Source organism: Paraprevotella xylaniphila YIT 11841 (assembly GCF_000205165.1).
GTDB classification, from domain to species: Bacteria; Bacteroidota; Bacteroidia; order Bacteroidales; family Bacteroidaceae; genus Paraprevotella; species Paraprevotella xylaniphila.
On sequence record NZ_GL883811.1, the window covers coordinates 56741 to 69508 of the forward strand.

A 12768-nucleotide genomic window follows, 5' to 3' on the forward strand; every position below is an offset into this window, starting at 1 on the left:
TTATATGGAAAACATCCACTCTCCGATGGCGGAGAGCAGGCGGTCGTCTTCTTCGGGGGATTGTACGGCTATGCGGAAGTACCGTTCGTCCAATCCTTCAAAATTACCGGCATCGCGGATGAGCATGCCATGCGTTTCGGCCAAGTAGTCCTTCAGTGCCGAGGCCTTGCCCATCCGTAGCCGGGCCAACAGGTAGTGGGTCTCTCCTGGCCAAACTTCGGCTATGTGCAGGGCTTCCAATTGCCTGGCCATGCGTGCTCGCTCTTCTAATAAAGCTTGCAGGTCGAACCGAAAGTCTTTTTCATGTTCCGTCAGGAAGAGGGCGGCTTCCAATGCCAATGTGTTGACCGACCACGGCATTTTGTTCTGCCGGACACGCGCCGTCCATTCCCGCCGGGCGGTCAGGTAGCCGACGCGCAATCCCGGGATGCCGAAACGTTTCGTCAGGGAATGGAGCAATATGACGTTAGGCAGTGCGGCGGCTTCATGCGGAGAAAACAGCCTGCGCAGGGTGAAATCCTCATAACTTTGGTCGATGACGAACAGGACATCCGGATGCTGCGCGGCTAACCGTTTCATCTCATCGTGGGGAAGGACGGCTCCGGTCGGGTTGTTCGGATTACAGATCCACACGATGTCCACATCCTCCGGCAGATGGTCGGTGGTATAGATGGATTGTACCTGATGGCCGTGCAGGCGGCAGGCATCCGCATATTCCGAAAACGTGGGGGACAGGATGCAGGAACGTCTTCCGGAAAAAGCCTGCGCAACCAGATAGATGGCTTCTGTGGCTCCGCTCGTCAGGCAGACCGATTCTGCGCTTATCCCCATCGCTTGGGCCAGTTTGTTTTCTACGGCATACGGTGACGGTTCGGGATAGGAACGTACTTGCTCCCAACAGTTCTCCAAATGCCGGAACAGGGGGGCAAGCGATGTATGGTGATATACATTGCTGCTGAAGTTCAGGGTTATCTTACGGTTGTACCGGTATGAGTCGTCTCCGTGTCCGTTGAGCATGGTGATTCCATTTTGGGGCAAAGGTACGTAAAAATGATAAGATATGAGAGGGAGAGGGTGGATAAAAAACGGGGACGTGCACTCACTGCATGTCCCCGTTGGTTTAAGCCATGAAGAAACTTCTATGGATTAGAAGTTATATCCTAATTTGACCATAAACTTGCTGGTTTTGGTCTTTTCCGTGATTTCATTGAAATCGAGAGCATAACCGATGCCCACGTTGAACTTGCTGATGTCGAGTGTGGCTCCGATTTGCCATCCGAACTGCACACGGTTCCATTTCCAGTCGTCGGAACCATACAATTCGTTTACGTCGTCTTTGTCGAACAAGTTATAGCTTTCGTCGTATTCGTAATCGCTTCTGTCAATGTAGTCTTCAAACTCTGATGGAATATTAAGAGTGAATTCTTCCTTTTCTTTTGCCATTAGATTTACACGCAGATAGAAACCCGTGTAAGGCTTGATGGCCAACTGTTCGTTGATTTTTACGCCATAGACTAAATTTATGGGTATGTTCAAGCCTAATTGTGTGATAGAATTCTTGGATTCATATCCGACTGTATAGCCATAATATTCATCTGATTCGCTTTCACTGTCGCTATGGCGTGAGAAGTTGATTCCTATACCGGTTTGGATGAACAAGGGCAATTTCTTAGCGACTTTAAAAGCATGTTCGTAATCTACGGAGAATCCATTCATATCCAAGTCATCGGGGTCGTCGAAGTCTTGGTTGATGAATACGCGGTCATACGAGAACCGCAAACCTTTCCAAGCCTCTACGTCAGAAGATGATGAAGCTGATGAACCGCTGCCGTTCATGAACTGTGCGAAAGACATTGTAGAGCAACCCAACAACATCGCGGTCAATAAACACTTAAACTTTTTCATAATCCCAAATTTTGATGTTAGTAAATTATTTGATTAAACACTAATAGTTGAATGTCATACGCCAGATGTTGGCTTTGGCTTCTTTGTTTCCACGTTGCGACACAAAGTAGATGTAGTGTCCGTCCTTGCTCCACACCGGGCTGAGGTCGTCTGCGGCATGGTAGGTGAGTTGGGCAAATCCCGTTCCGTCCAGACGCGACACGAACAAGTCGGTATTGTAGTAAGAAAAAGAGCCGGTTTCTATTTTACTGCTTCCCACGAACAACAACCATTGTCCGTCCGGTGAGATGGAAGGAGAGGTGAAGTCGCGATCGGGTTGCGAGACGATGCATTCCTCCACTCCAGTCTCGTAGTTGACCTTCCATATCTCGCTGTGTCCCGCAGCATTGGGGCGCACGCAGATGAATGCCGGTTCGCCTTTGACGGGGTAGGGGTTCAGGCCTTGGGAGTAGTTGGCTAAGAAGTTGTTTTTCATGTCATGGCTCCATATGCTGATGCTTTTGTTTTCCTGTCGGGCAAAGAATATCAAATTCATGTTCGCCGAATAAATCGGGGAATAGTCCATGTTGCCGGTTGTGATTTGGCGGCATACGAAACCCTTGTTGGCAGACGTTTGGAATATCTGGTTGGTCTTCCCGCGAGCCTCGGAGAACACGATTTGCTTACCGTCGGGTGAATAAGAAAAGTCCAATACGGCAGTACGGTTGGTTTTCTGGATGGAAGAACCTTGTTTACTCAAATCTTTAATGAAGATATTGGTCGTGTTGTTACGGAAAGACAGGTAGGCAATCTGGCTTCCGTCTGTGGAAATATCCAGAATGCGGTTGGAGAACCAACCGATGCCTCGGTTGCTTCGTTTGACTTCCGGCATGCACACATAATCTGTGGTCTGGGAAATTTGGGTGAAATCGGTTCCCGATTCTTCCGGAACAGACACCACCGAGTAGTCTACGCTTTGAGCCATAATTGATTCACAAGCTAAAGCGAGTAGAAAAAACATGCTATAAGGTTGTATTCCGAATCTCATATCTGTGTTTCCTTTTTTGGTTTAAATGTATATCTCTTCATAAGAGAGCAATTGTGTGGCGTTTCATCTTGTTATATAGTATGATAGCCTTCTTGAAAAGACGGTTTCTCTTAACTTTCTCAACATTTTGTGCACATAATTTGTATTTTATCGGAAGATAATTTTGCGTTATACAATCTTTTGAATATTTTTGCATTAAATAGTTGCTCTCTTATGAAGAGATAAATCAAATTCTTCCATCGTTTTTCTTATTAATTTTTACTTTCTTTTGTCCGTTTTGGATTTATTTGTTTCCAAAAAGTAGGATGAAGAATCTTTTTTCTCTGAAATCTACTTCAGATAGATTTTATTTGCGTATATTTGTGTGAGGTGTGATAAATGCGCCGATATTGTTTAATTTAAAAACTTAATTTATGAAAAAAATCTTTTTAATGTTGGTAGCAGCTTTCATGGTGGGGGCAGCTACGATGAATGCACAAGTGAAAGGTGGAGAATTCATCTTGCGTGGTGGTTTTGCGGCTAATAATTTCAAAGGGGACAATACCGCAGGGTTGGACATGTTGCCGAGCTACAATATTAGCTTGGATTATAACAAGAACTTTTATAAAGGTGCTTATTGGAATGTGGGCTTGATGTTTGGTACGCGTGGTTTTGAGGCCGACCACTCTGATATGAAATTTCGGGCACATAATTTCAATATCCCGGTAACCATTGGTTATAAGTACAATTTGACAAACAACTTTGCCATTGACGGACGTTTCGGTGCTTTCTTCGGTGTTGATATGGGAGGCAAGATTAAATGGGACGTTGATGATGATTGGGAACATTGGGAAGAATTCGTGGATGATGAAATTAAGATTGGTGACATTGATGATTACAACCGTTGTGACGGAGGTATCTTGTTGGGCTTAGGCGTATGGTATAAACGTGTTAACTTTGAATACACCTTCAAGCGTGGTTTCGGAGAAGCGTGGGATGACGGCCCGGCCGGTGCGGTAAACCATATGATTCGTTTGGGTTACGCATTCTGATTTAGCAAATAAGGTAAGACTTTATGCGGCTTGCACTTGTGTGTGGGCCGCTTTTTTGTACCTTTGCGGAAATTTTGTTCGATTATAGATAATAAGGATGGCGAAAATTACTACGGTCGTTTTTGACTTGGACGGTACGTTGCTTAATACGTTGGACGATTTGGCGGATAGTACGAATTATGCTCTGGTACAGTTCGGATTTCCTCCGCGCAGTGTGGAGGAGGTGCGCAGTTTTGTGGGTAACGGAGTGCGCAAATTGATGGAACGTGCCGTGCCAACCGGTACGGATAGTGGGCGGTTTGAGGCTGTTTTCGACTGTTTCAAACGCTATTATGTGGAACATTGCATGGTGAAGACCGGTTTATATCCGGGTATTGCGGATTTGTTGCATGAACTGAAAATGGCCGGTTATAAGATTGCCATTGTGTCGAATAAACTGCAAGGCGGGGTGGATGAACTCTATCGTCATTATTTTCAGGATACGGTACAAGTGGCCGTAGGAGAGCGTGCCGGCATACGTCGCAAACCGGCTCCCGACATGGTGGAAATTGCATTGCAGGAACTGGGGGTGGAAAAGGACGAAGCCGTTTACGTAGGAGACTCGGATGTAGACGTGGCTACGGCTGCCCATGCGGGGCTTCCGTGTATTTCTGTATTATGGGGTTTCCGCGACCGGGATTTCTTGGAACGAAACGGGGCCGTCCGTTTTGCGGACAGCCCTGCTGATATACCCGGTCTGTTGGAATCCATTTCCAGGTTGTGAACTCCGGTCAGTCCTCAAGCGAGTAGTCTATCGTCGTTACGACACGTACCTGTTTTATATAAGGTGTGTTCGGATCCCGGTTCTCGATGGAGAATTGTCCTTGGTAGGCGCGTTGTATGCTTCCCAAGCGGCTTTCCGAGTCTTTGGCAAACTTTTCGGCAGCCGTACGTGCATTTTTGGTGGCTTCCTCTATCATTTTTGGCTTGATGTCGTTGAGGCTCGTGTAGTCGTATGCCACGTTGTAGCGGTAATCTCCGGAAATGATGGCAACTCCTTGTTTGAGCAGTTCGCTTTGTTCGTTGATGAGACCTCTCACCAAGTCTACTTGTTTAGAGGTGACCGTGACGACCGTGGTTACATTGTAGCGGTAGGGTTGCACGGTCGTATTATAGCGTTCGGCTTTGGTGTCGATGATTTCCGGGGCGTTTATGCTAATTTCATTCTCCTTGACCCCTTTGCTTTTCAGGAATGCGATGATTTTTGCATTGGATTCCTCTATCTCATTATAAAGGGATACCATATCGTTTCCCAAGACTTTATAAGTCAGCGGCCACGTAACCTTATCGGCTTTTACTTCCATTTCGGCTAACCCCTTGACGGTTACTACACGGCTGTGGGATGAAAACTCGCTGAGGCCATTGCGTACGAATACGCCGGCTAATGACAATCCTACGGCCAAGATAATGGCCTCTATTCTCCAATTCTTCATGCGTTAAAGTTTTAATGAATACAATCGTAAGAAGCAAATATAGCTGATATGTGGTGAATATGGCAAGGAGAAGTATGAAAAATCCTAAATATGCCCGAAAAAAATGTCCCATCTGTATTCCGGCCTTGTTAGAAAGACGTATACAGATGGGACTATAGTTTGTTGCGGAACGTGTTTAATAGAGGTCTTCCCCGAGACCTCCGGCTCCGCAGATGTCTATCGGAACCAGTTCCATGTAATCGAGGACGAAGTTTCCGCTTTCACTGCTTGAAAGCACGGAACGCAAACGTATGGTATGGTGGGTGTTTGCTTTTACTTCCACGTTACAGATTTTACGACGCATCAAATCGTTCTGGTTATAATGAGTTACACAGACGCTTGCACTGTATCTTGGTGCGTCAGTTCCGTCGTTATTGTAGAACGCACCCTTGGGGCCGCTGTAGTATCCGTTATTCTTCATGACACGTGCATTCTCTTCCAATTCCTCAGAAGTATAGATACCGCTGGAGTTTTCTTCTTTGTTTCTCCAACCCTTGAAGCCGTTGTAAAGGCCGCCTACTCTTGCGTCGCTAGGGCCGTATCGCATGTCTATAGGAATGCCTTGAGGTACGCCGTCCACATAAACCTGTCCGATTCCGCGGTCGGCCAAGGCGCAATAACCTAAACGCAGTTCGTAGGTGCCGGGAGGCACATTAGGCAGGCGGAAGGTCACGTCGTAACTCGTACCCAAAACGCCTAATACGTCTCCATGCAAACTCGACCAATATACGATGGGGCGCTGTATGAAGAAAGTGGTGTTTTCGCTGAATGTGGCATTCTTTAAGTAACCGGGTGGAAGATAATAATTGTAACCTCCGGCTTCTGTCCCGTCTTCGCTGTTGTCTCCGGCGTTATAGGCTTGTGTAGGATTACCGCACAAGCGGATGTTGTTGTTGGTCAGTTCCGGCCACAACGTCATGAAGTCGATTCGCATACGGGTATTCATGACCTTGGCGCGCATGGTTTGGTCGTAGGCCAACACGTCGTCTATGTAGAAATAAGCCACATTCAACGAGAAGTTGTCGGTATTTTCAGGAGTCGTCAGATGGGCACCTCGGATGCGTTCATCATTGTTGTACGCGCTGGCATGACTATGGTTGATATAGTAATCACGTTCGTATTCTACCGCAGGGTCGATTGTACGGTAAACCCGTTCCAATTTTATTGTAGAAAAGTCTAACAAGGTGCCGACCCATTCCGTCGGGTCAAGATAAGCCGTATTGACTCCCCAACAGTTTACCAGTTTGGCCGTGCTAGTGAACAACCGGTCGAGGATATGGTAAGACAGGAACATGTGCAGGGGGTTATATTGGCTCTTCAATGAAGATTTGTTCCAATAAAGTTCTTTGTATGTCTTTCCGGTAGAAGGGTCTGTCTTGTCTAACCCGAAGATGCTGGCAGAAGTGTTGTCATCGTATTTTTCTTCAGCTAAGTCATACAGGGCGTCGATCTTTTCATCCATGGTCATGCCCTCGTTGAAACGGTCGTTGTATTTCTCGTAAAGTACTTTGTCGGGTACGATGAGAAGCGTGAAACCGCTATATCGATGATCCGGACGTTTGCCTACATAGTTTTCATTTCCGATACGCATGCTTTGTGTGAATGGAGCGTAGTTGTTTTTCCATTCTTCGTAGTCATCATCACGGTAGCGTGACAGGGAGTCGAGCAGTGCGGTCCGTTTGAGGGCTTCATAGAAGATGGTGAAATCTTCATGGTTCTCATCCAATAGGCTGGCTCCCAGACTGGTATTGGGTACTAAAACCTTGTCTACAGGATGTACTACTCCGTTTTCTACAGAGTCATTCTTCAGTTCGTTGATGATGGCGGCACGTCGGTTAATGACGCTGAGCGTCATACCGTTGGCATCGACCGTGTCACCATCGGTCACGATAATCAAGGGTAAATCCAATTGGTTGCTTTCCTGATGCGTCTCAGAAAGGTTGTATGTGTACAACGTTCGTTCTATAAGGCAGGCTTTTACCAACGTGTCGCAAAAAGATGCCGGAATGTCTTCGACGGAGGCGTATCCTCTTTCTTTTAGAAAAGCTTCCACGCCGGAGTTTACGGGCGGGAACAGCGTCCTCGCTCCCCGGCTTGCCAACAAGTCCATTCTGCCGGCCCGCTCTACGATGCGTTTGAACTGGCTGAAATCTTCACGGTTCGCCAAAAAATCACTCATCATTTCACCTGTGAAAGTGTAGTAACTGTCGGCTGCAAGGTCATCGTTACAACTTGTGAGAATCCCACCCTGTCCTATTAAAAGGAGGATGGCGCAGATACATGGGGTAATTTGGGATAGATACTTCATGGATCGAATAGGTTTTATTAGGTTAATTTTATTTGTTTTCGGGTTGTAAAGGTACTAAAGAAATATATAATATATTCATTTTTTTCTGTTAAAAATGGAATTACCTCCTAATAAAAGCAAAAAAAGACCTATCCTCCATTGTCAATAATGAAGGGTAGGCAGGGATGTGTACCGTTGTGGCAAGCGGTAACGTCTTCGCGAGAATTCAGCCTGTCAATAGAGGTCTTCCCCAAGCCCTCCGGCCCCGCAGATGTCTATCGGAACCAATTCCATGAAGTCAAGCGTGAAATCAGAAGTTTCGCTACTGGTCAATACGGAGCGTAAACGTACGGAGTGGTGGGTATTGGGTTTTACTTCCACGTTGCAGATTTTGCGGCGCAGCAAGTTTACTGAGTTATAATAAATGGTACATGTGTTTGCGCTGTATCTCGGTGCGTCGTTCCCGTCATTACCGAAGAATACGCTTTTGGGAGCACTGTAATAACCGTTGTTCTTCATGATTCGGGCGTTTTCTTCCAACTCTTCCGTGGTATAGATTCCACCGGCATTCTCGTCTTTGTTGCGCCAACCAGCCCATCCGTTGTAGAGACCACCGATACTTCCGTCGTTTCCGAAAATGCGCATGTCCATGGGTAGACCCTGTGGAATACCGTCCACGTAGACCTGGCCGATGCCACGGGATTCCAAAGCAGTGTACCCCAACCGCAGTTCGTATGTTCCGGGCGGCACGCTCGGCAGGCGGAACGTGATGTCGTAGCTTGTTCCCAATATGCCTACCACGTCCCCGCCCATATTAGACCATTGTACGATGGGACGCTCCAAGAAGAATATGGTGTTTTCACTGAACTTCACGTTCTTCAGGTAACCCGGTGGGAGATAATAATTGTGGCCTCCGGCTTCGGTTCCCTCTTCGCTGTTGTCCCCGGCGTTGTAACCCTGAGTGGGGTTTCCGCAAAGACGGATGTTGTTGGTGGTCAGTTCGGGCCACAAGGTCAGTACGTCAATGCGCATGCGTGTGTTCATCACCTTGTTACGCATGGTCTGGTCGTAGGCCAACACGTCATCCACGTAATAATAGGCCACGTTCAATGAAAAGTTGTCCGCATTTTCAGGAGTTGTCAGGTGGGCGCCGCGGATTCGTTCGTAATTGTTATAAGCACAGGCTTGGCTATGGTTGATGTAGAAGTCCCGTTCATATTCCACCGCCGGGTCGATTGTGCTATACACTTTTTCCAGTTTGATGGTAGAGAAGTCGAGCATCGTTCCCACCCATTCCGTCGGGTCTGCATAGGCCGTGTAGATTTGCCAACAGTTGATAAGTTTGGCTGTGCTAGTGAACAGGCGGTCGAGGATGTGGTAGGAAAGGAACATGTTCAACGGGTTATGCCGGCTTTTCAGGGAGGATTTGTTCCAATACAGCTCCTTATAAGTCTTGCCGGTGGCAGGGTCAGTCTTGTCCAATCCGAAGATGCCGGCTGAAATGTTGTCATCGTACTTTTCTACGGCCAAGTCGTACAGTGCATCAATCTTTTGGTCCATGGTCATGCTTTCGTTGAAACGGTCGGAGTATTTTTCGTAAAGAACCTTGTCCGGTACGATAAAAAGGGTAAACCCGCTATAACGATGGTCGGGGCGTTTGCCCACGTAGTCCTCGTTCCCGATACGCATGCTTTGCGTGAATGGGGCATAATTGTTTTTCCACACTTCGTAATCGTCGTCACGGTAACGGGAGAGCGAATCGAGCAAGGCCGTCCGTTTGAGGGCTTCATAGAAAATGGTGAAGTCCTTGTGGTTATCGTCCAACAGGCTGGCTCCGAGACTGGTGTTGGGCACAATCACCTTGTCCACGGGATGCACCACGCCGTTTTCCACGGAGTCGTTCTTCAATTCGTTGATGATGGCGGCACGCCGGTTGATGACGCTGAGTGTCATTCCGTTGGCATCGACCGTATCTCCGTCGGTCACGATGATTACGGGCAGGTCAAGTTGGTTGCTTTCCTGATGCGTTTTGGACAAGTTGTATGTATACAAGGTACGCTCCACCAAACAAGCTTTGACGAGTGTGTCGCAATATGATGCCGGGATGTCCTCGACGGAGGCGTATCCCCTTTCTTTCAGGAAATCTTCCACGCCGGAGTTCACGGGCGGGAACAGCGTCCTTGCTCCCCGGCTTGCCAACAAGTCCATTCTTCCTGCCCTCTCCACTATACGCCTGAATTGGCTGAAATCTTCATGGTTGTTCAGGAAGTCGCTCATCATTTCTCCTGTGAATGTGTAATAGCTGTCGGCGGCAAGGTCGTCATTGCAACCGGAAAAAAGGGGTATCTGTGCGACCGAGAGCAATAGGGCGCATAGGGATATCCAAGATTTGAATTTGTTTTCCATAATCTTAAAATTTGTAAGAATAAAAATTAGATTAATTCACTCTTGATTTCTTGTCAGATATGCAAAGGTATAAAAAGCTACACTAACCAGAATAGGATGATATTATCCGAAACTTGGATAATAAATGCAAAATCTTGTTCATTATGTCGGACTTAAGTGAAAGGACGATGAAAGCCGCACGCCAATGACATAGGGTCGTAATGGTGTGCGGCTTTAAACCAAAAGTATTTTAATCAGCCTTATTAGTAAAGGTCCTCTCCAAGACCTCCGGCTCCGCAGATGTCTATGGGTACAAGTTCCATGTAGTCAAGGGTGAAGTTTCCACTTTCGCTACTAGTTAGTACGGAACGCAAGCGTATGGTGTGATGTGTATTGGCTTTTACTTCCACATTGCAGATTTTACGGCGCATTAAGTTATCTTGGTTATAATAAATAGTACAAGTATTTGCGCTGTATCTTGGCGCGTCGTTACCGTCATTTCCGTAGAATACACTTTTGGGAGCACTGTAGTAGCCGTTGTTTTTCATTACCCGGGCATTTTCTTCCAACTCTTCCGAAGTGTAAATACCACTGGAATTTTCTTCTTTGTTTCTCCAACCTTTGCCCCCGTTATAGAGTCCGCCTACTCTTGCGTCACTTGCGCTATAGCGCATATCCATTGGGATACCTTGTGGAATGCCGTCCACGTAGACTTGACCGATGCCACGATCCACTAAGGCACAGTAACCTAAACGAAGCTCGTATGTTCCGGGCGGTACGTTCGGCAGTCGGAATGTTACATCGTAACTTGTTCCCAGTATGCCTAATACATCTCCACCCATGTTGGACCAATATACGATGGGGCGCGATATGAAGAATGTGGTATTGTCGCTGATGGACACGTTTCTTAGATAACCGGGTGGAAGGTAGTAATTGAAGCCGCCTGCTTCGGTTCCGTCTTCACTGTTGTCACCAGAATTATAAGCTTGTGTAGGATTCCCGGCCAAACGGATATTATTATTGGTCAGTTCCGGCCAAAGTGTCATGAAATCAATGCGCATGCGTGTGTTCATCACCTTGTTGCGCATGGTTTGGTCGTAGGCCAACACGTCGTCCACGTAATAATAGGCCACGTTCAATGAAAAGTTGTCTGCATTTTCAGGAGTTGTCAAGTGGGCGCCGCGGATGCGTTCGTAGTTGTTGTACATGCAAGCTTCGCTATGATTGATGTAGAACTCGCGCTCGTACTCCACGGCCGGATCGATTGTACGGTACACTTTTTCCAGTTTGATGGAGGAAAAATCCAGCATCGTTCCCACCCATTCCGTCGGGTCGGCATAGGCCGTGTTGATTTGCCAACAGTTGATGAGCTTGGCCGTACTGGTGAACAGGCGGTCGAGGATATGGTAGGACAGGAACATGTTCAACGGGTTATACCGGCTTTTCAGGGAGGATTTGTCCCAATACAGTTCTTTATAAGTCTTGCCTGAGGCGGGTTCTGTCTTGTCCAGCCCGAAAATACTGGCAGATGTGTTGTCGTTGTATTTTTCTACGGCCAAGTCGTACAGTGCATCAATCTTTTGATCCATGGTCATATCCTCGTTGAAACGGTCCGGATACTTCTCATAAAGCACCTTGTCGGGCACGATGAAGAGGGTAAAACCGCTGTATCGATGGTCGGGGCGTTTGCCCACGTAGTCCTCGTTTCCGATGTGCATGCTTTGTGTAAATTCTTTATAGTTATTTTTCCACACTTCGTAATCATCATCGCGGTAACGTGACAAGGAATCGAGCAGTGCGGTCCGTTTGAGGGCTTCATAGAAAATGGTGAAGTCCTTGTGGTTATCGTCCAACAGGCTGGCTCCGAGACTGGTGTTGGGCACAATCACCTTGTCCACGGGATGCACCACGCCGTTTTCCACGGAGTCGTTCTTCAATTCGTTGATGATGGCGGCACGCCGGTTGATGACGCTGAGTGTCATTCCGTTGGCATCGACCGTATCTCCGTCGGTCACGATGATTACGGGCAGGTCAAGTTGGTTGCTTTCCTGATGTGTTTCGGACAGGTTGTATGTGTACAATGTCCGTTCCACCAGGCAGGCTTTGACGAGCGTGTCGCAAAAAGATGCCGGAATGTCCTCGACGGAGGCGTATCCCCTTTCTTTCAGGAAATCTTCCACGCCGGAGTTCACGGGCGGGAACAGCGTCCTCGCTCCCCGGCTTGCCAGCAAGTCCATTCTTCCTGCCCTCTCCACTATACGCCTGAATTGGCTGAAATCTTCATGGTTGTTCAGGAAGTCGCTCATCATTTCTCCTGTGAATGTGTAATAGCTGTCGGCGGCAAGGTCGTCGTTACAACTCGGAAATAAAGTCGTTAGCATGAACGAGAACAACACCGCACCCATAGATAAGATGGGGCTGATTTTATTTTTCATAACCTTAAATTTTAATATGTTGAAAATAAAAATTAGATTAATATAGTTTTAAAATTTTTTATACAAAGATATGAAAATAAACATCCATAAAATAGGATTATGTTATTCAGAAATTGGATAATAAATGCCAATTTGGAAAGGAAAATTAGGGGGATTTCTCATGCGCTCTTCCCAAAGGGGGTTGCAA

At 47.0% G+C, this 12768-nt stretch carries 9 protein-coding genes; 2 read left to right on the forward strand and 7 right to left on the reverse strand.

All coding sequences use genetic code 11. The features are described 5' to 3' along the window. The 3 genes from cobD to HMPREF9442_RS01060 all read right to left on the reverse strand — a co-directional run bounded on the left by cobD (position 1) and on the right by HMPREF9442_RS01060 (position 2869). Positions 1-1017, reverse strand: a complete 1017-nt coding sequence (gene cobD, locus HMPREF9442_RS01050; RefSeq protein ID WP_008624325.1) for a threonine-phosphate decarboxylase CobD — start codon at positions 1015-1017, stop codon at positions 1-3. 129 nt (positions 1018-1146) lie between these two features. Further along, entirely contained in the window at positions 1147-1905 is a 759-nt protein-coding gene (locus HMPREF9442_RS01055) for an outer membrane beta-barrel protein (RefSeq protein WP_008624331.1), read from the reverse strand. Between the two features lie 40 nt (positions 1906-1945). Then, the gene (locus tag HMPREF9442_RS01060) at positions 1946-2869 is read right to left on the reverse strand and encodes a TolB family protein (protein WP_253270974.1); all 924 of its coding nucleotides are present in this window, start codon (positions 2867-2869) and stop codon (positions 1946-1948) included. A gap of 476 nt (positions 2870-3345) precedes the next feature. Between HMPREF9442_RS01060 and HMPREF9442_RS01065 the strand changes: the two genes are divergently transcribed. Then, positions 3346-3963, forward strand: coding sequence for an outer membrane beta-barrel protein (locus HMPREF9442_RS01065; protein ID WP_008624339.1), 618 nt, complete (start codon positions 3346-3348; stop codon positions 3961-3963). 97 nt (positions 3964-4060) lie between these two features. Next, positions 4061-4726 (forward strand): HAD family hydrolase, encoded by a 666-nt coding sequence (locus HMPREF9442_RS01070; protein ID WP_008624341.1) that lies wholly within the window; start codon positions 4061-4063, stop codon positions 4724-4726. 7 nt (positions 4727-4733) lie between these two features. Here HMPREF9442_RS01070 and HMPREF9442_RS01075 read toward each other — a convergent pair whose 3' ends face one another. The 4 genes from HMPREF9442_RS01075 to HMPREF9442_RS01090 form a co-directional block, all read right to left on the reverse strand. Further along, on the reverse strand, positions 4734-5435 hold the full coding sequence (locus HMPREF9442_RS01075; RefSeq protein WP_008624343.1) for an SIMPL domain-containing protein: 702 nt from the start codon (positions 5433-5435) through the stop codon (positions 4734-4736). A 175-nt stretch (positions 5436-5610) separates the two neighbouring features. Continuing rightward, on the reverse strand, positions 5611-7782 hold the full coding sequence (locus HMPREF9442_RS01080) for a fasciclin domain-containing protein (protein WP_008624345.1): 2172 nt from the start codon (positions 7780-7782) through the stop codon (positions 5611-5613). A 213-nt stretch (positions 7783-7995) separates the two neighbouring features. Then, positions 7996-10167, reverse strand: a complete 2172-nt coding sequence (locus HMPREF9442_RS01085; protein WP_008624346.1) for a fasciclin domain-containing protein — start codon at positions 10165-10167, stop codon at positions 7996-7998. A gap of 242 nt (positions 10168-10409) precedes the next feature. Next, positions 10410-12581 (reverse strand): fasciclin domain-containing protein, encoded by a 2172-nt coding sequence (locus tag HMPREF9442_RS01090; RefSeq protein ID WP_008624348.1) that lies wholly within the window; start codon positions 12579-12581, stop codon positions 10410-10412. Positions 12582-12768: the final 187 nt, after the last annotated feature.

Coding starts and splice junctions, on each gene's coding strand:
- HMPREF9442_RS01090 (WP_008624348.1), bottom strand. CDS start 12,581: ATGAAAAATAAAATCAGCCCCATCTTATCTATGGGTGCGGTGTTGTTC.
- HMPREF9442_RS01085 (WP_008624346.1), bottom strand. CDS start 10,167: ATGGAAAACAAATTCAAATCTTGGATATCCCTATGCGCCCTATTGCTC.
- HMPREF9442_RS01080 (WP_008624345.1), bottom strand. CDS start 7,782: ATGAAGTATCTATCCCAAATTACCCCATGTATCTGCGCCATCCTCCTT.
- HMPREF9442_RS01055 (WP_008624331.1), bottom strand. CDS start 1,905: ATGAAAAAGTTTAAGTGTTTATTGACCGCGATGTTGTTGGGTTGCTCT.
- HMPREF9442_RS01075 (WP_008624343.1), bottom strand. CDS start 5,435: ATGAAGAATTGGAGAATAGAGGCCATTATCTTGGCCGTAGGATTGTCA.
- HMPREF9442_RS01060 (WP_253270974.1), bottom strand. CDS start 2,869: ATGGCTCAAAGCGTAGACTACTCGGTGGTGTCTGTTCCGGAAGAATCG.
- HMPREF9442_RS01065 (WP_008624339.1), top strand. CDS start 3,346: ATGAAAAAAATCTTTTTAATGTTGGTAGCAGCTTTCATGGTGGGGGCA.
- HMPREF9442_RS01070 (WP_008624341.1), top strand. CDS start 4,061: ATGGCGAAAATTACTACGGTCGTTTTTGACTTGGACGGTACGTTGCTT.
- cobD (WP_008624325.1), bottom strand. CDS start 1,017: ATGCTCAACGGACACGGAGACGACTCATACCGGTACAACCGTAAGATA.